General features: G+C 66.0%; 16 protein-coding genes. 3 read left to right on the forward strand and 13 right to left on the reverse strand.

From position 1 onward, the window contains the following. From dnaA to gyrB, 3 genes are all read left to right on the forward strand, one after another. Positions 1 to 1455: a chromosomal replication initiator protein DnaA gene (dnaA, locus tag G3580_RS00005; RefSeq protein ID WP_173763309.1), complete on the forward strand. Its 1455-nt coding sequence runs from the start codon at positions 1 to 3 to the stop codon at positions 1453 to 1455. 61 nt (positions 1456 to 1516) lie between these two features. Next, positions 1517 to 2623, forward strand: coding sequence for a DNA polymerase III subunit beta (gene dnaN, locus G3580_RS00010; RefSeq protein WP_173763310.1), 1107 nt, complete (start codon positions 1517 to 1519; stop codon positions 2621 to 2623). Between the two features lie 61 nt (positions 2624 to 2684). Further along, entirely contained in the window at positions 2685 to 5171 is a 2487-nt protein-coding gene (gene gyrB, locus G3580_RS00015; RefSeq protein ID WP_173763311.1) for a DNA topoisomerase (ATP-hydrolyzing) subunit B, read from the forward strand. A gap of 196 nt (positions 5172 to 5367) precedes the next feature. Here gyrB and G3580_RS00020 read toward each other — a convergent pair whose 3' ends face one another. The 13 genes from G3580_RS00020 to G3580_RS00080 all read right to left on the reverse strand — a co-directional run bounded on the left by G3580_RS00020 (position 5368) and on the right by G3580_RS00080 (position 24478). Continuing rightward, a complete protein-coding gene (locus tag G3580_RS00020) occupies positions 5368 to 8487 on the reverse strand; it encodes a type I restriction endonuclease subunit R (protein ID WP_173763312.1) in 3120 nt (1039 codons plus the stop codon). Positions 8488 to 8498: 11 nt separating this feature from the next. Continuing rightward, positions 8499 to 9425, reverse strand: a complete 927-nt coding sequence (locus tag G3580_RS00025) for an FRG domain-containing protein (protein ID WP_173763313.1) — start codon at positions 9423 to 9425, stop codon at positions 8499 to 8501. Next, a complete protein-coding gene (locus G3580_RS00030) occupies positions 9422 to 10765 on the reverse strand; it encodes a restriction endonuclease subunit S (protein WP_173763314.1) in 1344 nt (447 codons plus the stop codon). Before G3580_RS00030 ends, G3580_RS00025 begins: the two co-directional genes overlap by 4 nt. Before the next feature lie 199 nt (positions 10766 to 10964). Then, a complete protein-coding gene (locus G3580_RS00035; RefSeq protein ID WP_173763315.1) occupies positions 10965 to 12431 on the reverse strand; it encodes an ATP-binding protein in 1467 nt (488 codons plus the stop codon). Continuing rightward, positions 12428 to 14554, reverse strand: coding sequence for a type I restriction-modification system subunit M (locus G3580_RS00040; RefSeq protein ID WP_173763316.1), 2127 nt, complete (start codon positions 14552 to 14554; stop codon positions 12428 to 12430). Before G3580_RS00040 ends, G3580_RS00035 begins: the two co-directional genes overlap by 4 nt. After that, positions 14551 to 14763: a helix-turn-helix domain-containing protein gene (locus tag G3580_RS00045; protein ID WP_173763317.1), complete on the reverse strand. Its 213-nt coding sequence runs from the start codon at positions 14761 to 14763 to the stop codon at positions 14551 to 14553. The genes G3580_RS00040 and G3580_RS00045 overlap by 4 nt, the downstream gene beginning before the upstream one ends. A gap of 421 nt (positions 14764 to 15184) precedes the next feature. Further along, positions 15185 to 16033: a DUF3883 domain-containing protein gene (locus G3580_RS00050; protein ID WP_173763318.1), complete on the reverse strand. Its 849-nt coding sequence runs from the start codon at positions 16031 to 16033 to the stop codon at positions 15185 to 15187. 118 nt (positions 16034 to 16151) lie between these two features. Next, entirely contained in the window at positions 16152 to 19229 is a 3078-nt protein-coding gene (locus tag G3580_RS00055) for an efflux RND transporter permease subunit (protein ID WP_173763319.1), read from the reverse strand. A gap of 41 nt (positions 19230 to 19270) precedes the next feature. Continuing rightward, entirely contained in the window at positions 19271 to 20335 is a 1065-nt protein-coding gene (locus G3580_RS00060) for an efflux RND transporter periplasmic adaptor subunit (RefSeq protein WP_173763320.1), read from the reverse strand. Beyond that, on the reverse strand, positions 20332 to 21711 hold the full coding sequence (locus G3580_RS00065) for a TolC family protein (RefSeq protein WP_173763321.1): 1380 nt from the start codon (positions 21709 to 21711) through the stop codon (positions 20332 to 20334). Before G3580_RS00065 ends, G3580_RS00060 begins: the two co-directional genes overlap by 4 nt. A 143-nt stretch (positions 21712 to 21854) precedes the next feature. Beyond that, entirely contained in the window at positions 21855 to 23087 is a 1233-nt protein-coding gene (locus G3580_RS00070; protein ID WP_173763322.1) for an aminotransferase class V-fold PLP-dependent enzyme, read from the reverse strand. A 69-nt stretch (positions 23088 to 23156) separates the two neighbouring features. Further along, on the reverse strand, positions 23157 to 23390 hold the full coding sequence (locus G3580_RS00075; protein WP_173763323.1) for a DUF3460 family protein: 234 nt from the start codon (positions 23388 to 23390) through the stop codon (positions 23157 to 23159). A gap of 71 nt (positions 23391 to 23461) precedes the next feature. Beyond that, positions 23462 to 24478, reverse strand: a complete 1017-nt coding sequence (locus G3580_RS00080) for a ribonuclease Z (RefSeq protein WP_173763324.1) — start codon at positions 24476 to 24478, stop codon at positions 23462 to 23464. Between the last annotated feature and the right edge of the window lie 62 nt (positions 24479 to 24540).

The following is a 24540-nucleotide window of genomic DNA, read 5'->3' on the forward strand; positions in this document are numbered from 1 at the left end:
GTGACGCAAGATTTCTGGAATTTCTGTCTGGTCCGACTCCAGGGCGAGCTGCCTCCGCAGCAGTTTTCCACCTGGATCAAGGCACTGCGCGCCGAGGACGTCAATGACGCCGAGACGCCCGCCGTGCGCATCGTCGCGCCCAACCGTTTCGTCCTCCAGTGGGTGCGCGAGCGCTACGTGCGTCGCATCGGCGAGCTGGGGCAGGAGTTCTACGGCGCGCCGGTCGATCTGGCGCTGAGCCTGCCGGGCAGTGGCGAGGCCGCCGCCGCGCGCCCGGTGCGTCCGGCGCCGAGTGCCGCACAGCCGGCCGTGGCAGCCCCGGTAGCGACGCCGACGCCGGCCGTCGCACCAGCCGCAGCGCCCGCCGCGCCGGCACGCGAATCCAGGGCGCCCAAGGCGGTGGCGCCGGCGCGCAACAACGGTTCGAGCTACGAGAAGAGCCGCCTGAACCCGGACTTCACCTTCGAGACCCTGGTCACCGGCCGCGCCAACGACCTGGCCCGTGCCGCGGCCATGCAGGTGGCCGACAACCCGGGCGTGTCCTACAACCCGCTGTTCGTCTATGGCGGCGTGGGCCTGGGCAAGACCCACCTGATCCACGCCCTGGGCAACGAGGTGCACCGGCGCAATCCGAAGGCGATCATCCGTTACGTGCACGCCGAGGACTACTACGCCGACGTGGTGCGTGCCTACCAGCAGAAGAGCTTCGACGTCTTCAAGCGCTACTACCGCTCGCTCGACGTGCTGATGATCGACGACATCCAGTTCTTCAACAACAAGAACCGGACCCAGGAAGAGTTCTTCCACGCCTTCAACGCCCTCACCGAGGCCAAGAAGCAGATCATCATCACCTGCGACACCTACCCCAAGGACATCCAGGGCCTGGAAGACCGGCTCATCTCCCGCTTCGACTGGGGCCTCACGGTGCAGATCGAGCCGCCCGAGCTCGAGATGCGGGTGGCGATCCTGAAAAAGAAGGCCGAGAGCCACGGCGTGCCCCTGTGCGACGACGTGGCCTTCCTCATCGCCAAGAACCTGCGCGCCAACGTGCGCGAGCTCGAGGGCGCGCTCACCAAGGTGGTCGCCTTCGCCCGCTTCCACAACCGCGACATCACCCTGGACGTGGCCAAGGAGGCGCTCAAGGACCTGCTGCACGCCCACAACCGGCAGCTGTCCATCGAGCACATCCAGAAGACGGTGGCCGACTACTACAAGATCAAGGTCGCCGACATGCACTCCAAGAAGCGCACCCGGGTCATCGCCCGGCCGCGCCAGGTCGCCATGTTCCTGGCCAAGGACATCACCCCCATGAGCCTGCCGGCCATCGGCGAGGCCTTCGGCGGGCGCGACCACACCACGGTGCTGCACGCCTGCCGCACCATTGCCGATCTGCGCCGCAACGACGCCCAGCTCAATCACGATCTGCACGTGCTCACCCAGGTCCTGCGCGGCTGAGCGCGTATCCCGATATCATCGACAAACGCGAACGTACCCGATCCACGGAGACCGAAAAACAATGCAACTGCTGACCACCACCCGCGATGCCCTGCTCGGACCGCTCCAGTCGGTGTCCGGCATTGTGGAAAAGCGCCACACGCTGCCGATCCTGTCCAACGTGCTGATCGAAAAGCACGGCAGCCAGCTCACCCTGCTGGCCACCGACATCGAGATCCAGATCCGCACCACGGCCGAGGTGGGGCCGGGCGGTGAAGACACCAGCATCACCGTGGGTGCGCGCAAGCTGCAGGACATCCTGCGTGCGCTGCCCGGCGACAACGACGTCGCCCTCACCCTCGACGACGCGCGCATGACCGTCAAGGCCGGCCGCTCGCGCTTCGCCCTGCAGACCCTGCCGGCGGCCGACTACCCGCGCCTCTCCGTGGAAGAGGGCGAAGGCGTGCGCTTCAGCGTGCCCCAGGGCGCCTTCAAGAAGCAGCTCGCCCTGGTGCAGTACGCCATGGCCCAGCAGGATATCCGCTACTACCTCAACGGCCTGCTCACCATGGTCGAGGGCAACACCCTGCGCATGGTCGCCACCGACGGCCACCGCCTGGCCTACGCCGAGAGCGGCATCGCGGGCAACTTCGAGCGCACCGAAGTCATCCTGCCGCGCAAGACCGTGCTCGAACTGGCGCGCCAGCTCACCGACTCCGAAGAGCCGCTGGAGGTCATCATCGCCGGCAACCAGATCGTGTTCCGCTTCGGCCCCATCGAGCTCATCTCCAAGCTCATCGACGGCAAGTTCCCCGACTACGAGCGCGTCATCCCCAAGAACCATCCCAAGGAACTGCACCTGGCGCGTCAGCCGCTGCATGCCGCCCTGTCGCGCGCGGCCATTCTCACCAACGAGAAGTTCCGCGGCGTGCGCGTGGTGCTCGAAGACGGCAGCCTCAAGATCATCAGCTCCAACGCCGAACAGGAAGAGGCCCAGGAAGAGCTCGAGATCGACTACCACGGCGAGGGCCTGGACATCGGCTTCAACGTCACCTACCTGCTCGACGTGCTCAACAACGTCTCGGCGGACGAGGTGGTGGTGCGCCTCAACGACGGCAACTCCAGCGCGCTCATCAGCCTGCCCGGCAACGACAGCTTCAAGTATGTCGTCATGCCGATGCGCATCTGAGCGCCGCCACTCCTGATGGATCGCGGGCGCCAGCGGGCGCCCGGTTTGAAAAGAGAACTCAATGTCCGAATCGCAGAACCCGACGCCGCAAGGCGGCTACGACGAATCGTCCATCCAGCAACTCGAAGGCCTCGAGGCGGTGCGCAAGCGCCCCGGCATGTACATCGGCGACACCTCCGATGGCACCGGCCTGCACCACATGGTGTTCGAGGTGGTGGATAACGCCATCGACGAGGCGCTGGCCGGGTACTGCGACGACATCCTCGTCACCATCCACACCGACAACTCCATCTCGGTGACCGACAACGGCCGCGGCATCCCCACCGGCATCAAGATGGACGACAAGCACGAGCCCCGGCGCTCGGCGGCCGAAATCGTGATGTGCGTGCTGCACGCCGGTGGCAAGTTCAACCAGAACAGCTACAAGGTCTCCGGCGGCCTGCACGGCGTCGGCGTCTCGTGCGTGAACGCGCTGTCCAAGTGGCTGCGCCTCACTATCCGCCGCGACGGCCAGAAGCACTTCCTCGAATTCAACCGCGGCAAGGCCGTGGACCGCGAGATCCAGGTGGTGGACGGCGTCGAGGTCTCGCCCATGAAGGTCATCGGCGAGAGCGCCAAGACCGGCACCGAGCTGCACTTCCTGGCCGACGAAGAAATCTTCGGCACCGTCGAGTTCCACTACGAGATCCTCGCCAAGCGCCTGCGCGAGCTCTCCTTCCTCAACAACGGCGTGCGCATCCGCCTCGTGGACCAGCGCACCAGCAAGGAAGAGGACTTCGCCTTCGCCGGCGGCGTGCGTGGCTTCGTGGACTACATCAACCGCGCCAAGACCGTGCTGCACCCCAACGTGTTCTACTCCGAAGGCACGGCCAAGACCTCCAACGGCACCGACCACGACATCGAAGTGAGCGTGGAAGTGGCCATGCAGTGGAACGACAGCTACCAGGAACAGGTGCTGTGCTTCACCAACAACATCCCCCAGGCCGACGGCGGCACCCACCTCACCGGCCTGCGCGCGGCCATGACCCGCGTCATCAACAAGTACATCGAAGAGAACGAGATCGCCAAGAAGGCCAAGGTGAACATCACCGGCGACGACATGCGCGAAGGCCTCGCCTGCGTGCTCTCGGTCAAGATGCCCGACCCCAAGTTCGCCAGCCAGACCAAGATGAAGCTGGTCTCCAGCGAGGCGCGCCCCGCGGTGGAAGAAGTGGTCGCCAGCAAGCTGGCCGACTACCTGCTCGAAAACCCCATCGACGCCAAGACCATCTGCAGCAAGATCGTCGAGGCCGCCCGCGCCCGTGACGCCGCCCGCAAGGCCCGCGAAATGACCCGCCGCAAGGGCATCCTCGACGGCGTCGGCATGCCCGGCAAGCTCGCCGACTGCCAGGAGAAGGACCCGTCCAAGTGCGAGATCTACATCGTCGAGGGGGACTCCGCCGGCGGCTCCGCCAAGCAGGGCCGCGACCGTAAGTTCCAGGCCATCCTGCCGCTGCGCGGCAAGGTGCTCAACGTCGAGAAGGCGCGTTTCGACAAGCTCATCTCCTCCGAGCAGATCGCCACCCTCATCACCGCCCTGGGCACCGGCATCGGCAAGGAAGAGTTCAACCCCGACAAACTGCGCTACCACCGCATCATCATCATGACCGATGCCGACGTGGACGGCGCCCACATCCGCACCCTGCTGCTCACCCTCTTCTATCGCCAGATGCCCGAGCTGGTCGAACGCGGCCACATCTACATCGCCCAGCCGCCGCTGTACAAGATCAAGCACGGCAAGAGCGAGATGTACGTGAAGGACGACGCCGAGCTCAACGCCCACCTGCTCAAGCTCGCCCTCGACGGTGCCGAACTGCGCCCCGCCGAAAACGCCGAGCCCATCAGCGGCTCCGCCCTGGGCGAACTGGCGCGCAACTACCTGCTCGCCGAAGCCGTCATCCAGCGTCTGGCCGGCTACATCGAGCCGCCCGTGCTCTACGCCCTGCTCGAACGCAACGTCGCCCTCAGCCTCGAATCCGAAGACGCCGCCCGCGCCAGCGCCCAGGCCCTGCAACCGCACCTGGGCGACGACATGACCGTGCACGCCGAATTCGACGAAGAAGGCGAAGCCTGGCGCCTCGTCGTCGAGCGCATGCACCACGGCAACCGCAAGACCTGCACCATCGAGGAAGACTTCCTCGTCTCCGGCGACTACGCCACCATCCGCAGCGCCGCCGAAGCCATCGCCGGCCTCGTCACCGAAGGCGCCGTCATCCGCCGCGGCGAAAAGGAACAGGCCATCAAGGGCTTCGGCCCCGCCATCCGCTGGCTGCTCGCCGACGTGGAGCGCAACATGGGCAAACAGCGCTACAAGGGCCTGGGCGAAATGAACCCCGGCCAGCTCTGGGAAACCACCATGGACCCCACCGTCCGCCGCCTGCTCAAGGTGCAGATCGAAGACGCCATCGCCGCCGACGAAATCTTCACCACGCTGATGGGCGACCAGGTGGAGCCGCGCAGGGCGTTCATCGAGAGCAACGCGCTGTATGCGCGGAATATTGATGTGTGAGGTTGTCGGGTGACACAAAAGATGAGATTTGTGCCAAATAGGTGAGATGTTTTTGTCACAGATGATGAGAAGAAATGCAAAACAGCTCCCTTGGGAGCTGTTTTGCATTTCTGAATCTGTTGCTGGTGAGAAATCGGCCAAAGCAGCCTTTCAAGAGCCCGCGTTCGAATGACAGCTGTCGAGCGAGCTCGATTCGTTAGTCATCGCGAACTGAATCCACCACGTCTTCAGCGGGGATCGTCTCGTATATGACCTTGGACAGCACCGCAAACGCGGCATCTTCGAACGCCTTGTCATCCATGTAGCGCGAAACGATCTTGTCGTTCTCGCTCATCCGCTGAATCATCAGGTCTTCCAGCATCTGGCGCAGGCCCAACTGGAACTTGTCGAAGGGGTTGGCTTGCCGGAGGCGAACCACCTCTGGGCTATTGGTCGCCTTCTCTCTGATCTGCTCGAAGAACAGCCGGTCTTCCTCGGAAAAATTGGTTCCGAAGCGCTCATTCAGCACTTCGATGATCTCCGACAGCGGGGCTTTGTCCTCCCTGGCCCTGCCGCTGCCGATATCCGTTGGGCTCTTGACCCCGTACTCAGCTTCACCTTCGCGCAGCTCGATGGCGCCCGAATAGACCCGCTGAAGACGGTAGTACTGCAGGCCGACCTCGTCGCCCAACGTGACGGTGCTGGTATCGCGCTCCAACGGCAGGAGCGGCAGCAAGAAGCGGCCATAGCTGTAGAGCATTTCCAGGTCCGCGTCGCCATAGGGAATGATCTGGCTGAGAAAGCTGTATACCTTCACATAGCCGCTCAGCTTGTCGCGGAATTCGCCGCGCTGTTCCTCGTCCTCCATCGCCTTGAAGCGATCCACTGCTGGTTGCAGATGGCGCTGCAAATGGGCGTGGTCGGCCGGATTCTGTTTTCCCGGTGTCCGGTAAAAGATATGGGCAAAGGCCTCCACTTCGCTCCAGTGGTAGACCTGAAAGGTGTCGAGCTCGTGCTTGAGCTGTTCGAGCTGGGCGGGGTCGGAACCTTCCTGCAGGCTGGTGGCGTCGTAGTAGGGTTTGAAGGCTCGGTAGATGTCCTCGGCCTCGTTGACAAAGTCGAGCACGAAAGGCGTCTCCTTGCCTGGCACCATGCGATTAAGGCGCGACAAGGTCTGCACCGCCTGCACGCCGTCCAGCCGCTTGTCCACGTACATGGCCATCAACAGCGGCTGGTCGAAGCCGGTCTGGTACTTGTTGGCCACCAGCAGCACCTGGTAGTCCGGTGAAGCGAACCGCTCCGGCAACTGTTTTTCGCTGATCGGCTTGCCGCTGACCACATCGATGTTCATGCCCGGTTCCGTGTATTCCTGGCCGGACTCCGGGTCGCGTACCGTACCGCTGAAGGCCACGAGTGGGCGGACGTCGCCGTAGCCCTTCTCCACGATATAGCGTTGGAAGGCCTCCATGTACTTCACCGCCTGCAGGCGCGAACTGGTCACCACCATCGCCTTCGCACGCCCGCCCAGGTGAGTGCGCACATGGCTGCGGAAATGCTCGACGATCACCTCAATCTTCTGGCCGATGTTGGTCGGGTGCATCACCAGGAACTTGGCGAGCGCCCGCGCTGCTTTCTTCTTCGGCAGATTGGGGTCGTCCTCCACTGCCTTGACCAGCTTGAAGTAGGTCTTGTAGGTCGTGTAGTTCTGCAGCACGTCCAGGATGAACCCTTCCTCAATGGCCTGGCGCATGCTGTAGAGGTGAAACGGCTCCGGTTTGCCGCTGGGGCCGGTGCGGCCGAACAGTTCCAGCGTCTTGCCCTTGGGCGTGGCGGTATAGGCGAAGAAACTCAGGTTCGGCTGACGGCCACGCGAGGCCATCACAGAAGCAAGGCCGTCCTCCCAGTCGGCTTCCTGATCGGCTTCGTCTCCTGCCCCGTTGGCAGCGCCAGTGCCGAGAATCGCCTTCAACTCCCGCGCCGTCTCGCCGGTCTGGGATGAATGCGCTTCATCGACGATCACCGCGTAGCGACGCTTGCCGATCTGCGCTTCCCAGGCCTTTGCCTGCTTCTCGGTCGCCTCGTCCGGCTCGTCAGCATTTTCAGCGCCTGCAGCGTGGAGCAGCCCCCTCAGCACGAAGGGAAACTTCTGCAGCGTGGTGACCACGATCCTGGTGCCGTCTATCAGCGCTTCGGCCAGTTGCTTCGAATCCTGGTCGATCGCCCTGACTACCCCCTGGGTGTGCTCGATCTGGTAGATGGCGTCTTGCAACTGGCGGTCGAGCACCTGCCGGTCGGTGATCACGATCACGCAGTCGAAGACCTTGTGCTCGCTCTCGTCGTGCAGGCTGGCGAGTCGATGCGACAGCCAGGAGATGGAGTTGGTCTTGCCGCTGCCCGCCGAATGCTGGATGAGGTAGTTCTGCCCCGGCCCCTCGTCGCGGGCGGCAGCGATCAGCCTGCGGGTGGCATCGAGCTGGTGATAGCGGGGGAAGATCATCGTCTCCCGGGTCACCAGGCGCATGCAGCCCTTGCCGTCGTCAAGCTTCTCTTCCTTCTTCTCGACGAAGACGAAGTGGCCGAGGATGTCGAGAAAGCTTTCCCGCTCCAGCACTTCTTCCCAGAAATAGCCGCTGCGGTAGCCGGAGGCGTGCTGCGGATTGCCCGCGCCGCACAGCACCTCGCCGGGGTGGCTGCCGCGATTGAAGGGCAGGAAGAAGGTCTTGCCGCCGGCGAGCCGGGTGGTCATGTGAACTTCGTCCGGATCGGCGGCAAAGTGCACCAGCGCCCGCTGCTTGAACTCGAACAACGGCGCACGCGGGTTGCGGTCCTCCTTGTACTGCCGCACCGCGTTGCGCCAGCTCTGCCCGGTCCAGGGATTCTTCAGCTCGCAGGTTGCCACCGGCAGGCCATTGACGGCGAACACCAGATCCACCGTCGAATGGTCGCCCGGGTGGCAGGGTACCTGCCGGGTCACGGTCAGGCGGTTGGCTTGGTATTGCGCCAACACCTCTTGGTTGAGGCCATGGGCGGGCTTGAAGTAGGCCAGCCGAAAGGTCTTGCCGTAGAACTTGAAGCCGTGGCGCAGCACATGCAGCGAGCCCTTGATGGCAAGCTCCTTCACCAGCGTCGCCAGCAGCATCGGCTCAAGCTGTGTCCCATGCTGACCGCGCATCGCCTCCCACAACTGCGGCTGGGTTTCGGCGATGAAATCAGTGATCGCCTGCGGGAAGAGCGCCAGTTCCTTGTCCCAGCCACTGACGACGCCTTGCTGCCAGCCCTTGGCCAGCAGCATCTGCGCCACGTAGGATTCGAAGGCCTTTTCGGTGGTCTGGGTCATGCCGGTTCCCGTCAGGTCATTCCGTTGATCTCGAACACCCGATACTTGAGCCACTTGGCAATGCCGTCGAGATCGGGGAACAACTGTTTGTCGAAGACGCCGTACTGGTCCAGCCGACGGCGAATATCGTCATGGGCCGCATGGCTGATCACGATTTCCAGCACGTCTTTCTCCTCAAGAGGCAGCATCGGCTGATGGCAGGCGAGCAACACGCCATCCTGGGCGCGGATCCGCGGCGAGACATGCGGCGGGTCGTAGATGACGTTGGCGCTGATTTCGAAGGGAGATGGATCACCCTCCTTGGCTGTTTCTGACTGGGAGCGAGGTCTGGCAATGGTCGCTGTCTCCAGCTCGTCGTCCACGACCACGGGCGGCTCGCCCTCCTCATCCAACTCGTAGTTGTCGTAGCCATCTTCATCGCCGGCTACTGCGATGGCGGTCTCAGATTCCGCCACTTTGGCGCCACCGTTCTTCTGCTGTCGGCGCAACTCGCTGTAACGCGGCGGTTCGCTGATCAGCACGTAAACAGCGCTGTCCAGCGGGTTCCCATCCTTGTCCTTTTTGGACTCGCGGCAGGCGAAGTAGAGCGCCACCAGCGGGTTGGTGGTCCAGTCCATGAAACGGGTGGGCAGGCCGTGGTGCTGGGCAATGGCCAGCGCCTCCCAGTCGTTGCGCGGCAGGTGGTTTACATAGGTGAGGAGATGGTTGCCGAAGGTTTCCAGCACCTCGTTTTCCAGCCTGTCGCGCTCGGCGGGCGGCAGGCCGCTCAGATGGTCATAGCGGCCGATGGAAGGCTTAAGGTCGTACCCTTCGAAGGCCCGTTTGCTCTGGCCGCGGAAATACCGGCGCACCCGCTTGCCGTTCTTCTCCACGACACCCAGGCTGTCGCGGACCTTGGTCAGGTATTCCTCGAAGCTCTCGACGGTGAACTCGTTCATGCCACCGCCTCCCGAACGTCGATCTTGCCGGTCACGGCGGCCGTGATCAGGGCAGTGCGGTATTCCTGCAAACGGGCAATGGCCGCCTCGATCTTTTTCACCAGCCGGTCGATCTTGGCGGTTTCGCGGTCGAGGTAGGAGACGATGGCGGTTTGTTCAATGGGATGGGGACATGCAACTCTAATTGACCGGATCTTTTCCTGACTGATATTTGGCTGCCCGCCACCCGACGCCAACAAAATGATTTGTTCGCGGAATGCCTGAAACCAGAAAAACATGAAGCGAACACTTAAGGCGCGCTCGCCATACAGGACACAGCATGCCTGATTCGTTGCAGCTCGCAGCCCTAGTATGCCAAGGCGGCCAATAGTCGCCCCGTACATTGCAATGGCAAGGGATCCTTCTGGGAAAAGTTTGAGTGCGCTAAATGTCGCTACCGCGTCTTCGGAAATTTTTTTTTTGGTATCAAAAATAATTGACTCTCTGAGCTCAGAGGTTGTTATCCAGGGAATGTCACCGTCGAACCAAGCGTCATTATCAGATGGTGGAGTGGTGCCGCTGCCGGTGCTTCGAAAACCGTGCGAGATTTTCCACACCTCCCACATCTCAGGCACCTCGCCCAGCCATTCAATTCCGGAATCCTTGAACCGGGTGTGCGGTTCGAGGCCGAATTCGCGGGCGGCGTCTTCTGGCAGACCACGGGTAACGGTGCGGGAGATGAGCGCGGAGCGCTTCTCCTTGAGCAGCGCTATCAGCCGCCGCTTCTTCGCCACCAGCGTATCGATCCGCCCCGTCTCCCGGTCGAGGAAATCGGCGATGGTGGTTTGTTCATCTTCAGAAGGCAACGGAATCGCTATGTCGCCGATCTCCGATGCGTTCACCGCGGGGTAACTGACGCCTGTCGAACGAGCGACAATGCTTTCGACGAAATAGGACTCGCGTAGCGCATATGCGAGAAAAGCTGAACTCACTTTCCTCGGGCGAATTACCGCAAACCCTGTTGACACAACAAGGGGGTCGAAAATCTCTGGAATTGGGGCTATGGCTCGAAGGTAGGTCCTGACGGTGGAAACAATGGAATCTCCAGGCGCGACCTTGCGTCGTGCCCTTGAAGGAGCATTCTCGAAAATCATTGGTTCGGTGCTTGTGATGCCTTCTCCCGGACTCACACTGCCGATATCGACATAGGAGAACTCGAAATCCGGGTCAGTTGTTTCCGGCAAGGCGTCATCGTTAATCGTGGCCGAGAATTTCAGCCGCTTCACCTCCCAATGCCCCGGCACACGCCCCAACCACTGGACGCCGCTATCTCTGTACTCGGGATAGGCGGGGAATCTCATACGCCCCTCCCTTGCGAGTTGCACCGTGCTGCACTCGTATGGCTCAAGCCCCCGCATCCACCTTGGCGGCGGTTTCCAGTCAAGCAACGGTCAAGCAACACGCTGGCCGCAACGCGTTGAAATGCAAAGGAATGGAGGGAGGGCGACCCGAAAACCGGCCCTCCAGTCAAACAACGGTCAAGCAATGGCCGGTTCTCCATCACGCCCACCTCGGCAGGTACTTCCTGGCCCGACTGCCGACCGTCTCGTCATGGCAGCGGATCAGGCCGGCCTCGATGGCATCCTTGATGATGCGGGAGACCATGGAGCTGTTCTTCTCGTCGATGCCGAAGCGCTCCCGCAGGGTGGTGTTGGTCATATAGTCCCGCTGCACGTAGCGCAGGCAGGCGTGCAGGTAGCAGGCGCGGATACGGTCGCCCTTGTCCATCTCCTTGAATTCGCGGTGGGCGAAGAGGACGGCGCGGGTGTGGTCGTCGCTGGTTTCGAACAGCGGCGCGGGAAGCTGGTAGAACTCGGTCTGGAAAACCACCTTGTCCACGCCGCTGCCGCGCTCCTCGCAGACGCCGACGCGGCGCATGAAGGAGGCCAGTGCCTCGTTGCGGGAGCGGGGCGGGCTGTCGAGAAAGCGATCGGTCTGCACCAGCGGCAGGCCGGGGTTGGTGATCTCCATGCGATCGGAAAAGATCTCCACCATGGGGCCGGTGCCGGTGAGGTGGAAATCCTGGTGGATGATGGCGTTGGCCACCAGCTCGCGGATGGCCAGTTCCGGGAACATGGGCACCTGCTTGCGCAGGGCCTGGCCGATCACTTCGTTGCTGGGCAGCAGATTGGTGACAAATCCGATCAGCCCCTCGAAACCAGCGCCATAGCCCTTGCCGCCCTCCTGCTCGCGCACGGTTTCCACCCGGCTCTCACCCTTGTAGAGCACCACCCGCACCGCCTTGCGAGTGAGGGTGCGGAAATTGGCGAGACGTTTGGCGAACAGCACGGCGCCCAGGTTGGTGATGTTCCACTTGCCGCCCTTGCCGGGGGCGATCATGTCGTCGGCTGCCAGGGCGGCGAGGATGCCGTCCCGGCCTTCGGGCAGCGGCAGGGAGAGCAGGTCGAAATAGGCCGGATACTCGAGTAGTCGCAGTACCTCCTCGGCGGTAACGTTTTCGGCGGCGATCTCCTTCTCGAAGGGGATGCGGTCGAACACCCGCCACAGCTCGCGCTCCTTTTCCGGGAAGTCCTTCAGCTTCTTCTTGTAGGAACCGATGCGGATGTACTCCGTGCCCTTGAACTGCACCGGGTGGCGGAAGGCAGCACCGATTTCCAACAGAACCACCGGTTTGTTCTCTGCCTGAAGGGCGTAGAAGCGGAAGTTGATCTTGGGCGAGAGCAGACGCAGCAGCCAGCTTTCCAGTTCTTCGTTGCCGACGCGGGCGGCTGCCGGGTTGAACGTGGTATCGATAATTGCATGGGAGTCATTGTCCACGCCCCAGACGAGCCAGGCGTGGACCTTGCCGGTCAAGGCGGCGGCATTGGCGAGGGCGGACAGGTATTCACCGATCTCGTCCGGATCGGCGTTGTTGTGCTTGAACTCCACCCACTCGGTCTCGCTGGGCAGTTTGCGCAGCTCGGTCAGGATGCCGAGAAGATCGCTCTCCGGCCGGTCGATGCTCACGCAGTGACCTCCCTGAGCAGGTCGAGGATTTCGCCTTCCAGCCCTTTGATTTCGGCCTCGATCTCGGCCAGCTCGCGCGGTGGTTCATAGCGGTAGAAGTGGCGGTTCATGGGGATTTCGTAGCCGACCTTGGTCTTGCTGTGGTCGATCCAGGCGTCGGGCACGTGGGGCAGCACTTCGCGCTGGAAGTACGCTTCGATGCTCTCCTTGAGCGGTACGGTTTCGGTGTCGCGCAGGTCGGTGTCCGGTTCTGGCTCGCCCTTCTTGTCGCGGCAGATTTCGGCCGTTTCATCTCGCTCGCTCATGGCGGCGAGCACCGCCTTCAGTTCGGGCGCGGAGAGTTTCACCCCGTGGGCGCGGTCGATGTCGCGCAAGGCGAGCAGGAACTGTTTGCGGTCCTTGAACAGGGCTTCGCCGTGCCGTTCGGCAAAGGCGGCAAGCAGATCGCGGATCTCCTGCTGGCGCGCGCGGCCGGCCGCGATTTCCTGCTGGCGGATGGTCTCGTTCTTCTTGTTGCTGGAGGCGATGTTCTTGAAGGCGGTTTGTTCCTCCAGGCGGGCAATGCGCTCGGCCGTCGCCTGGAAGTTGAGGCGCAGCGGGCGTTCGACGGTGATCTTGTGGTAGCCGAAGTCGTCGTTGTCGAACACCTTACTGACGATCAGCTCCTTCTCCTTGCCGTCGAGGCTGAAGCTGCGCGTTTCGCCGTCCTGGAAGCTCTCGTAGATGCGGGTGATTTCGGCGATATGGTCCGGGTCTCTGGCCTTGTCCTGCGGGTCGCCGATGCGGCGGCGCTTGTTGCCGAGCGACTTTTCCATCGGCACCCAGAAGTTGCGGGCGTCGATCAACTGAACCCTGCCCTTGCGCGCCCGGGCCTTGCGGTTGGTGATGACCCAGACGTAGGTGGCGATGCCGGTGTTGTAGAAGAGCTGTTCGGGCAGGGCGACGATCGCCTCCAGCCAGTCGTTTTCGATGATCCAGCGGCGAATCTCGCTCTCGCCGCTGCCGGCGTCGCCGGTGAAGAGCGGCGAGCCGTTGAAGACGATGGCGATGCGGCTGCCGTCCTTATCGACCGGGCGCATCTTCGAGATCATGTGCTGCAGGAACAGCAATGCCCCATCGTTGATACGCGGCGTGCCGGCGCCGAAGCGTCCGGCGTAGCCCAGGGTGTCTGCCTCCTGGTTGATGTATTTCTGCTGCTGCTTCCACTCCACGCCGAAGGGGGGGTTAGCCAGCATGTAGTCGAAGGTCCACTTGTTGCCGTCGGGATCACGGTCGAAGCCGTCGCGAGTGAAGGTGTCGCCGAGAATGATGTTGTCGGCATCCTCCCCTTTGATGAGCATGTCCGATTTGCACACCGCCCAGGCCTCGTCGTTCCAGTCCTGACCGAAGAGCTTGGGTTTTGCCTCACTGTTGAGATGACGGATGTATTCCTCGGCGACCGAGAGCATGCCGCCGGTGCCGCAGGCCGGATCGTAGATGGTCTTGACCACGTGGCTCTTGGCAAGATCCTGTTCGGGCGCCAGCAACAGGTTGACCATCAGCATGATGACCTCGCGCGGCGTGAAGTGCTCCCCGGCCTCTTCGTTCGACTGTTCCGCCCCGATGCGGATGAGTTCCTCGAACACATAGCCCATCTGTATCTGATCCACCCGTTGGGGGGAAAGATCGATTTTGGCAAAGGCCTTGACCACCTCGAACAGGATGTTCTTCTCCCCCATGTGTGCGATCTGCTCGCTGAACTTGAACTTTTCCATGATGGCGCGAACGTTGGGGGAGAAGCCGTTGATGTAGCTGTTCAGGTTCGGTGCGAGGTTGTTGGGGTCGTCCAGCAATGAATGAATCTTCTCACCCGGCAGGGTGAGCTGCATTCGCGACAGGTTGTAGAACCGGTGGCCGGTGATCTGCTGCAACCGTGCCTGCTGGACACGCTCGGGCTTGGTCTTGAGCGATTGAAACGCTTCAAACGCGGCGTGGCGCGTCGGCGCCAACAGACACTCGAAGCGACGCAGTACAGTCAGCGGAAGGATGACCTTGCGGTACTCGTTGCGCTTGTAGGGGCCGCGCAGCAGGTTGCAGATGGACCAGATGAAGTTGGCCAGTTGGCTGTGGGTTTCGCCGTTCATTTTGTTAGGTCTTTCTTGTCGGAGCCGCTGCTTGCGTTGGTATGCGCCTTCATCCAGCGATCGATCGCCTCACGGTCGAATCGCCACTGGCTGCCTATCTTGGAGGCGGGGATCTCGCCGCGCTGAGCCATGCCGTAGAGCTTGGTGCGGCTCAGCTTGATGTAGCTGGCCAACTCGTCAATGGTCAGCCATTTATCGAGTGCGTCCATGGCCTCACGGTAGGGGAGAAAGTTAGTCAGAAATTGATAACGGACGATAACCTTAGATAGTGCCAACTACAAGAGCGTGATTTACGTCCGCCCCAGCGCAATACTCAGGACCCTTTGGTGGGACATTTAAACGCAATCGGTCTGTGCCGCAAGGGTCGCGTCAGTGGGGGCGCCGAGAACTTGGGACGTGAATTCCGAAGCAGCCGTTCACTCACGGAAGACCGACCGGCCGCTTAGGCCGACCAGCCGCCGCTTCACGGTGACATGCCTACCTTCACCAACGCGCGGCAATGCAATCCACTCAACGTGACGATGCGCGATGTCAAAAGGGATCAAAAAGTCCTTTTAGGGTGATGACGTAAACGCCAACATGGCACCAGCGCGTGTACGCCTAGTTCGCACCAGCACCACCGTAGTCCTCCTAAACCGGCCTCGCGACAAATTCCGACGGCGCAAGCACGCACGATTCCCTCAAGTGCCCCTGCAATGCAAACACTCGTGGCGCCACGCGGAACCTGAAGATCCGGTACAGGAAGTAGCGCGTCGCGTTGTCACGCGAGAACCGCAGTTCGTTCGGGGAGATGAAGAACGGCGTGTTCTTGCCGTATTTGGTGGTCTTCACTTCGATGAAGCGATCCGCGCCGCTAGTTTCGAAGGAGCGGATGTCGAAGCCGGCCGATGGGCCCACAGTGGTGGAGACCTGTTCGATGCGCTCGGTGAGGGCGTCCTTGCCGGCGTGGATGAGGCGGGCGCGTTCGAAGTTGAGGACGAATTGTTCGCCCGCTTCGCCCAGTGATTGGTTTCGGGCTTCGAGTTCGAGGTAATTGACGCCGGCCGGGTTGTAAATGGCGGGGGGCTCGGCAACGCCCGGCGTGTGGCGCGCTTCCGGTGTGGGAGGCGCTTCCATCGCGGCGAGGAAATCGTGAACAGTCGGCGTTTGTGGTGTGGTTTGCGAGTCGCTGGCGAACAGGGTTTGCAGGTCGGGGTGCCGTGTCAGGTAGTCCGTCACCACGCCGGGTAGCAGCGTTCGCTGGTAGTTGGTGCGGGGTTTGTAGCCGTCGATGTAGGGGATGCCCATTTCGATCAGCACGGCGCTGATGTTCTGATGTTTCAGCTCGACCGACCCGTCGGAGCGGTGGTTCAACTGCGCCATCAGCGCATGGCGATGCCGCGTCTTGTTGTAGCGCTGGCCTGTCAGTTCGAGACGCAGCATGTCGAAGTAGTCTTCGACGGCGGCTCGGACTTCGGCTTCGGACCAGTGGTGTGCCATGGGGGATCGTGACGGGCGCGAGATGTCTTGGATGGTATCAAAGCCGCCTGAGTGGCATGGGTCGGCGATTCCACGTGAAACGGCGCTGCTGTGGGTTGCCTCAGCCGTGCCGCAGCCCCTACCCGAACCGACCGAACCGCAGCGCCATCGTCGGCAGCACGAGCAGATTCAGGGCGGTGGAGCTGAACAGGCCGCCGAGGATGACGATGGCCATGGGGCCTTCGATCTCGTTGCCCGGGGCGCCGCTGGTGAGCGCCAGCGGGAGCAGGGCGAGGCCGGTGACGAGGGCGGTCATGAGGATGGGGATCAGGCGCTCGGAGGCGCCGCGCACGGCGGTGTCCAGCCCCCAGGGCAGCTTTTCGACGTATACCAGGTGCTCGAAGTGGCTCACGAGCATGATCGAGTTGCGCAGGGAGATGCCGAACAGGGTGACGAAGCCGACCATGGCGCCGAGTGACAGGTCACCGCCGGCGCCGGCTACGCTGACCACGCCGCCGACGAGGGCGAAGGGCAGGTTGGCCATCACCAGGGCGACGCCGCGGCGGCTTTGCAGGGCGAGGAACAGCAGCATGGCGATGCCGACGCCGGCCATGGCGCCGTGCAGCAGCAGGTCGCGCTGGGCGCGGCCGCGCGCTTCGTTTTCGCCGGAGAAGATGGCGTAGGTGCCCGGCGGCATCTTCACTTCGCGTGCGACCCGCTCGCGGGCGTCGCGCACGAAGTCGCTCACCGGTCGGTCGCCGAGGACGACCGACACCATCTGCATGCGCCGGCCCCCGTCGTGGCTGATCTGGTAGCGGCCGGCCACCTGGCGCACGGTGGCCAGGCGGGCGAGCGGCACCATCAGCCCGTCCGGGCTGCGCAGGGGCAGCTCGGCGAGCTGGGCGACGCGTTCGCGGTCCTCGGGGGCAAGGACGACCACCACGTCGCGGCTGCGGTTGCCGTCGTGGATCTGGCCGACGGTGGCGCCCTGGTAGGCGTCGTGGATGGCGTCGAGCACCTGCCCGGGGGCGAAGCCCCAGCGGTTCAGGGCGGCCGGATCGAGGCGGATCGACAGCGCCGGCATGCCCGGTTGCGAGTCGACCCGCACGCCGGCGGCGCCGTCGATGGCCGCGACCACCTGGGCGATTTCCTGCGCCTTGGCGTCGATGATGTCCAGATTGTCGCCGAACACCTGGATCACGACCGGCGCCGGCGCGCCGGAGATGGTCTCGTCGATGCGCTCGACGAGAAAGGTGTTGACCGAGGCGGTGACGCCGGGAAAGTCCGCCAGCGCGCGGCGGATGCCCTGCAGCGTGCGCTCCTGGCCCTCGCCGTCCATGGGCTCGAGTTCCACCTCGATTTCGCTCAGTTGCACGCCCACCGGGTCGACCATCTCGTCGGCGCGCCCGGCCCGCTGGCCGACCAGCCGCACCCCGGGCACGGCCAGCAGCGCGGTGGAGATCTGCCGGCCGACGCGCATGGACTCCGCCAGCGAGGTGCCGGGGGCCACGCCGACATGGGCGATGTAGTGGCCTTCGTGCAGTTGCGGGATGTAGCTGCCGCTGAGGAAGGGCAGCGTCGCCAGGGCCGCGAGCGTGAGCAGCACGGAGGCGGTCATGACCGTCCGCGGCGCGCGTTCGAGGCGGGCCAGCACCGCGCGGTAGTGGCGCTTGAGCCAGCGCGGGAAGGCCGGTTCGTCGCGCGCCGCGGTTTCCTTGGCCAGCAAGGCCAGGGCCATGGCCGGGGTCAGCGTGAGCGCCACCGCCAGGGAGGCGAGCACGGCGAGGATGTAGGCGATGCCCAGCGGCGCGAACAGGCGCCCGGCCACGCCGCTCAGGCCCAGCACCGGCAGGAAGATGAGGATCACGATGAAGGTGGCGAACACCACCGCGCTGCGCACCTCCAGCGAGGCCGTCAGCACCACCGCGAAGGCGGAGCGCGGCTCGGCCAGGGCGCGGTTCTGCAGCAGGCGCCGGTGGATGTTCTCGACATCGATGATGGCGTCGTCCACCACCTCGCCGAGGGCGATGGCCAGGCCGCCCAGGGTCATGGTGTTGAGGGTGACGCCGAACGCGCTCAGGGCGATCACCGCGGCGAGCAGCGAGATCGGGATCGCCACCGCCGAAATGAGCGCGGAGCGCACGTTGAGCAGGAACAGGAACAGCACCGCCACCACCAGCACCGCGCCCACCAGCAGCGCGAGGCGCAGGTGCTCCAGCGACGAATGGATGAAGCCGGCCGGGTTGAACACGTCCGAATACAGCGTCACGCCCTGCTGCGCGAAGGCCGGTGCCAGGGCCTCGAGCCGGGCCTCGATGTCGCGGGTCACCTCCAGCGTGTTGCTGCCGTACTGGCTCTCGATCACCATCATGATGCCCGGGTCGCCGTTGATGGACGCCGCCCCCACCGCCGGCGCGCTGGCGTAGGTCACCCGCGCCACGTCGCGCAGGCGCACCGCCGCACCGTCATGCCAGCGCAGTACCGTGGCCCCCACCGTGGCCGGCGTGGTCGCGGGCGTCTCGGCCTGCAGGGTGATGCGCTGGTTGGCGTTCTCGATGAAGCCGGCGCCGCGCACGCCGGTGGCCTGGCGCGCGGCGGCCACCACCTCCGCCATGGCCAGGCCGTGGCGGGTGAGGCGGGCCGGATCGACCTGGATCTGCAGTTGCCGCGGCGAGCCGCCGAAGACGATCGCGTCGGCCACGCCGGGCACGTTGAGCAGCTGCGGCCGGAGCGTCCATTCGGCGAATTCGCGTACGTCGGCGACGCGCCCCGAGGCGTTGGTGAGGCCGATGATGCGGGCCACGTTGGTGGCGGTCGTCAGCGGCAGCACGCGCGGCGGGCCGGTGCCGGCGGGCAGCGTGGTGCGCACCGCGCCCAGGCGTTCGGACACGCGCTGGCGCACCTGCCACACGTCGGCGTCGTCGCCGAACACCAGGGTGACCATCGACAGCCCCTGCAGCGAATGGGAACGCATGGAGCGCAGCCCGGTGATGCCGCCCAGGGCGTTTTCGATGGGCTGGGTGACCAGGGTCTCCACCTGTTCGCTCGACAGCCCCGGCGCCTCGGTGTGCACCATCGTCATCGGCGGCGCGAACTCGGGAAACACGTCCAGCCGCGCGCGGCTCAGGGTATACACCCCGTAGCCGACGAGGAGCACCGCCAGCGCATAGACGATGCCGCGAAAGCGCAGCGAGAAGCGGATGATGGCGTCGAGCATCGCTCAGCTCCGCCCGGTCGTGGTCGACGCCGGCGTGCGCATCAGTCGTCGCATTCGGGCGGGTCCTCGCACTCGGCGGCGGCGCCACGCGGCCGCAGCTCTTCGGACAGCAGCAGCTGCGCGCCGCGCACCACGACCCGGTCGCCCGGGTGCAGCGCGCCGGTGGGCACGACCCGCACGTCCGTGTCTTCCGCCACCGGCAGGGGGCGGCGCACGAAGCGTTCGGGCGCCGGGCTCACATAGACCCAGCGCTGCCCGCCGTACCACACCACCGCGTCCTTCGGCACCGTCACCCCGGTGGCGGGGGAGGCGGTGTCGGCGGTGTAGCGCGCCTCGGTGCGCATGCCGCCGGGCAGGCCCCGGTCCGCCAGATAGAGCCACGGCTGGCCCTGGATCTGCGGGTCGCTGTGCGGGAAGGGCGACAGCCGCTGCGCGGACACCGGGGTGCCGTTCGGGTCGGCGAGGGTCACGCTGGCGGGTGCCGGCATCGGCGTGGCAGGCGGGAAGGTGACCCGCACCAGCGCCGCGTTGCCGGCCAGGATGGCCTCCAGCCGCTGGCCGGTCCGCGCGTCCTCGACGCCGGCCAGTGCCGGCCCGAACTGCAGGCGCAGCGCGGCGCGGGCGCCCTGCACCGCGGTGCGCGCCGCATTCACCTGCTGTTGTGCCACGGCGGCGGCGGCCTGGGCCTGCTGGAGCGCCTTGGCCGAGGTGTTGCGGTCGTCCGCGAACAGGGCGCGGGTGCGCCGGTATTCCGCCTGCGCGGCGTCGGCACCGGTGCGTGCCTGCGCCAGCTGGGCCTGCGCCGCGAGCAGGCGGGCGCGCAGCTCGAACAGCGGTTGCGGATCGAGCACGGTGGCGTAGGCGGTGGACTCGGTGGTGATCTCGGCCGCCGCCAGGGGCGCGGTGGCGAGGTCGGCGGCGCGCTGTTCGGCCGCGTCGAGGGTGATGACCGTCTCGCCGTCGACGGTGCTGACACGGGGCGTCTGCGCCGCTGGCGGGGCGTCATCGGTGGCGGGCGGGCGCTCGACGGCCCGCTCGCCCAGCCAGGCGCCGGCCGCCAGCACGGCGACGACGACGAGGGCGAGGATGAGGCGTCGGGCGCTCATGGCGACACCCCCGCGGCGGCCGCCTCGGTGGCCGGGCCGAGTGGCATTTGCATGGCGTTCTCCAGATCGCCGGCGGCCCGCTGGGTCGCGAGCCGGGCGTTGAGGTGGTCGATGGCGGCGGCGTCCTGCTCCGTCGCCGCCTGGACCAGCGCGAGGCGGCCGATGTCGCCCGCGGCGAAGCGGGCCTTGAGGCGGGCGAAGGTGCGCGTGGCGCTGGCGAGCGCGTCGCTGGCGGCCCGGTCGGTGCGCCGGGCCTGGCGGTAGCGGGACACGGCGCGCTCCAGTGCGTTGAGGATGCGGTACTGCAGGGCGGCGGTGCGCGCGGCGGCTTCCTTGCGCCCGGCTTCGGCCTCGGCGATGCCGCCCTGGTTGCGGTCGAACACCGGCAGGGTGATGCCCGGCAGGCCGAAGGCGATCCGGTGGTCGCCCTGGTCGTAGCTGAAGCCGGGGCCGAGGTGGATGTCGGGGTATTGCCGCGCCACCTCCAGCTGCAGGGCCGCCTGGCTGGCTTCGTAACGCGCCAGCGAGGCGAGCAGATCGGCGCGATGGAAGAGGGCGGCGCGGTCGGCATCGTCCGGCGCGGGCGGCAGCGGCCGGTCGAACTCGTCCAGATCGAGCCTCAGCGCGTCCAGCGCCGCGACCGGGACGCCGATGGCCCGGGCCAGGGTGGCGCGCGCATCGATCCAGGCGCCTTCGGCCGCGGCCAGCGCGGTGCGGGCGCGGCTCAGCGCCAGGGCGGACAGGTCCGCCGCCGCGGCCGGGCTGTCGCCGACCGCGACCCGGCGTTCGATCATGGCGTGGATCTGCTCCCGGTCCGCGACCTGGCGGCGCGCCAGGCGGCGATGCTCGCGCGCGCCGAACAGCCCCAGCAGCGCCTGGCGGACCTCGCCGCGCACCTGCCAGGCCCGGTCGAGGACGTCGAGACGCGCGGCCTCGGCCAGCGCCTGCGCCTGGCGGATGCGATCGTCGCGCTTGCCCGCCGTTTCGATGGGGATGTCGAGCAGCAGGCCGGCGGTCCACGGGCTCGTGGTGCCGCGGGCGTCGGTGGTGTACTCCAGCGGCAGCTGCAGGGTCGGATTGGGCATCGCGCCGGCCACCTCGATGCCGGCGACGGCCCGCTGCCAGCGGGCGCGGGCGATCGCCAGCTCGGGGTTGAAATGCCACGCGGCGCGCGTCAGCAAGGTGCGGTCCCAGCGCGCGGGGGGCCAGGAGGCCGGTGCATGGCCGAGCTGCTCGGTCAGCGCGTGGCGCATGTCGTCGCCGGTGAGCGAGCGCTGCTCGAACTGCTGCGCGAGCCCGGCCGGGGTGATGGGCGCCGGCACATAGCTGGCGCAGCCGGCCAGCGCGGCGCAGGCGAGGATCAGGCTGCGGCGCATGGGTGGGCGTCGGGGCGCGCGGCGGCGGCGGGTGGGTGCGTGTCGGGCATCTTGTTCCGGCGCGGGGGCGGTGAGCGTTAGGCGAGTGTCGGGAAAACGGCGGATTCTTGCAACTTCGGGCGCCACCGGCCCGGCGTGGCGGGTCAGCGCGCCGCCATCACCGCGTCGAGCCCGGCGAGCAGGCGGTCGACGTCGTCGGCGCTGGTGTAATGCACCATGGACAGGCGCAGCACCCCGCGCGCCGGATCGATGCCTATCGCCTCGAGCAGCCGCACCGCGTAGAAGTGGCTGGCGCCCACCATCAGGCCGCGCTGGCCGAGGGCTTCGGCCAGCGCCAGCGGGGTGGGCTCGTCCGGCACCACGGCGACGGTGGCGGCGCGAGCGTCCGGCGTTTGCGGCCCGAGGACGCGCAGCCCCGGGCGGGCGGCCAGGCCGTCGAGGAGGCGGGCGAGCAGCGCCGTGTCCGCCGCGTGCATCAGTGCGCGCACCCGCGCCGGACGGTCCGCGGCCGGGGCACCCGGGTGGTGGTGGGCGTCGAGCGCGTCGAAGTAGTCGGCGATGCCCGCGGCGGCGGCCACCTGGGCATGGTCCGGGCCGGCCGGGGTCAGGCATTTGCGTGGCTGGTCGGCGTTGAAATAGTGCCCTTCGTTGCCCAGTTCCGCGCGCAGCTCGGGGCGGATCACCATCAGGCCCTGATGGGGGCCGAAGGTCTTGTAGAGCGAGAACAGATAGGCATCGGCGCCCAGCGCGGCCACGTCCGGGAAGCCATGGCCGGCGAAGGACACCGCGTCGACCACGCAATGCGCGCCGTGGGCGTGCGCCATGGCCACGATGTCGGCCACCGGGTTGATCTCGGCGACGATGTTGGAGCAATGGGGGAAGCACACCAGCCGGGTGCGGGGGCCGAGCAGCCGGGCCAGGGCCGCGGGGTCGAGGTGGCCGCTGTCCGGGTCCACCCGCCATTCGCGTACCGCCACCCCGTCGGCCGCGAGCCGTCGCCACACGCCGCTGTTGGCCTCGTGGTCCTGGTTGGTGACGACGATCTCGTCGCCGGGCGCGAGCCGGCGCCGGAACGCCTGCGCGAGCACATAGGTGTTCTGCGAGGTGGACGGGCCGAAATGCAGCCAGTCGTCGGGCACGCCGAGGTAGGGGGCCAGGCGGCGATAGGACTCGTCCATCCATTCACCCGCTTCGCGCGAGGCCGGGTAGGCGCCGTAAGGCTGCACCTTGAGGCGCCGGATGTAGGTGTCGAGCCGGTCGATGACCGGCGCGCAGGCATAGGAGCCGCCGGCGTTCTCGAAGAACGCGGTCGACGTCAGCGTCGGCTCGGCAAACGCGGGAAAGCAGCGGCGGACGAAGTCGAGATCCAGGGGCATCGGGCGGGCTCCGGGGGCAAACGCCCAGTATGCCAGCCCGCGCCCGGCGGACCTCGTGCGCCGGCGGCCTCAGTGCGGCTCGTCGGGCGAGTCGAAGTAGTAGTAGCCCGGCGTGGGCACCTCGCTCTCGTCGCGTTCATGCTGGGCCTTCAGGTCCACCTGCTTGTCCCAGAAGATGCGCCAGCCGTCGCGCTGTTCCTCGCGTTCCTCGGGGTGGTGGTCCATGAAGTCCTCCATGAAACGGGTGAACTCCGACACATAGGCGCGCTCTGGCGCCCCCTTGTGATGATGAAACCGATGCATGACTCGCCTCCTTGTCGGTGGTGCTGTCCACAGGGTGGACGGACCGGCGGCGGGGGCGGTTCCGTTCGTGTCTACGGAGCCTGGCCGGTGTGGGCGGCGCGCACTTCCTCGCGCAAGGCGTCGGGCGCGTCGGCGTAGCGCGGCGAGAAATGGAAGGGAATCACCTCGCGGGCCTGCAGCCGGCGCGCGATGGTGCCGGCCTGGTGGGCGGTGAGGTGGTGCTTGCGCTCGGCGTGGTCGGCGTCGCGCTGACGGAACACGGCCTCGATGTAGAGCTGGTCGGGCGCGGGCATGAGGTGTTCGAGGGCGGCGACGTTGGCGGCGGTGAAGCACAGGTCGGTCACGTAGCCGATGCGCCGTGCCGGCACGAGGTCGAGCACCTGGGCGCGCAGGAGGCCCACGGTCTGGCGCGCGCTGTGATCGCCGTCGCGGTCGCGCCAGCGCATCTCGATGGGGGTGTCGTCGGGCATGCCGCGCAGCACCGCCTGCTTGAGCTCGGTGAGCCAGGCGCCGCGGGTGTAGCCGGCCGCGGCGAGGCGGGCCGGGTCGACCCGCGGGCGGGCGGCTTCCTCGATCAGGTAGGCCAGGCAGGGGGTGCCGTGGTCCACCACCGTGGCGCGCACGCGCAGGGCGGGCTCGTCGAGCAGCAGGCCGCCGGTGACGGGCAGCGGGGTGTCGTCCTCGCGCGCGAAGCGGTGCCGGCTGGAGAAGCGGGCCCGGCGCAGGGTGTCGGCGCCGTCGTACTCGCGTGCCTCCAGGCGCAGCTCCACCGGGTAGCGATGGGCCACGTTCCAGCAGTAGGCGGCCAGCTTGTGGGCGACCGCGTCGATGAAGCCGGGGCCGCCGGTGAGCACCAGGGCCGGCTTGCGTCCGAGGATCACGCGCAGCAGGTGGTCGAAGCCGGCGAAGTGGTCCATGTGGGTATGGGTGACGAACACATGCGACAGGCGCATCAGATGGCGCGGCCACAGCGGGCGCAGCTCGCCCAGGTCGAACAGCAGCGCGCGCCGCGCCTCGCGCACGTCCACGTACAGACCCGGGTCGCCGAAGACGTCGTTCACCAGCCGGGGGGCGAGCAAGGTGTCCATGCCCTGATTCTGGGTCGGCCGGCGGCGCTTCGCCAGGGCGGGAACAAAACAGGACCAAGCAG

It is taken from the genome of Nitrogeniibacter mangrovi, from assembly GCF_010983895.1.
Taxonomy (GTDB): Bacteria; Pseudomonadota; Gammaproteobacteria; order Burkholderiales; family Rhodocyclaceae; genus Nitrogeniibacter; species Nitrogeniibacter mangrovi.

Bases quoted from the DNA above. Each gene is read 5' to 3' on its own strand.
- dnaN (WP_173763310.1), top strand. From the start codon at position 1,517: ATGCAACTGCTGACCACCACCCGCGATGCCCTGCTCGGACCGCTCCAG.
- gyrB (WP_173763311.1), top strand. From the start codon at position 2,685: ATGTCCGAATCGCAGAACCCGACGCCGCAAGGCGGCTACGACGAATCG.
- G3580_RS00020 (WP_173763312.1), bottom strand. From the start codon at position 8,487: ATGACCCAGACCACCGAAAAGGCCTTCGAATCCTACGTGGCGCAGATG.
- G3580_RS00025 (WP_173763313.1), bottom strand. From the start codon at position 9,425: ATGAACGAGTTCACCGTCGAGAGCTTCGAGGAATACCTGACCAAGGTC.
- G3580_RS00030 (WP_173763314.1), bottom strand. From the start codon at position 10,765: ATGAGATTCCCCGCCTATCCCGAGTACAGAGATAGCGGCGTCCAGTGG.
- G3580_RS00040 (WP_173763316.1), bottom strand. From the start codon at position 14,554: ATGAACGGCGAAACCCACAGCCAACTGGCCAACTTCATCTGGTCCATC.
- G3580_RS00045 (WP_173763317.1), bottom strand. From the start codon at position 14,763: ATGGACGCACTCGATAAATGGCTGACCATTGACGAGTTGGCCAGCTAC.
- G3580_RS00050 (WP_173763318.1), bottom strand. From the start codon at position 16,033: ATGGCACACCACTGGTCCGAAGCCGAAGTCCGAGCCGCCGTCGAAGAC.
- G3580_RS00055 (WP_173763319.1), bottom strand. From the start codon at position 19,229: ATGCTCGACGCCATCATCCGCTTCTCGCTGCGCTTTCGCGGCATCGTC.
- G3580_RS00060 (WP_173763320.1), bottom strand. From the start codon at position 20,335: ATGAGCGCCCGACGCCTCATCCTCGCCCTCGTCGTCGTCGCCGTGCTG.
- G3580_RS00065 (WP_173763321.1), bottom strand. From the start codon at position 21,711: ATGCGCCGCAGCCTGATCCTCGCCTGCGCCGCGCTGGCCGGCTGCGCC.
- G3580_RS00070 (WP_173763322.1), bottom strand. From the start codon at position 23,087: ATGCCCCTGGATCTCGACTTCGTCCGCCGCTGCTTTCCCGCGTTTGCC.
- G3580_RS00075 (WP_173763323.1), bottom strand. From the start codon at position 23,390: ATGCATCGGTTTCATCATCACAAGGGGGCGCCAGAGCGCGCCTATGTG.
- G3580_RS00080 (WP_173763324.1), bottom strand. From the start codon at position 24,478: ATGGACACCTTGCTCGCCCCCCGGCTGGTGAACGACGTCTTCGGCGAC.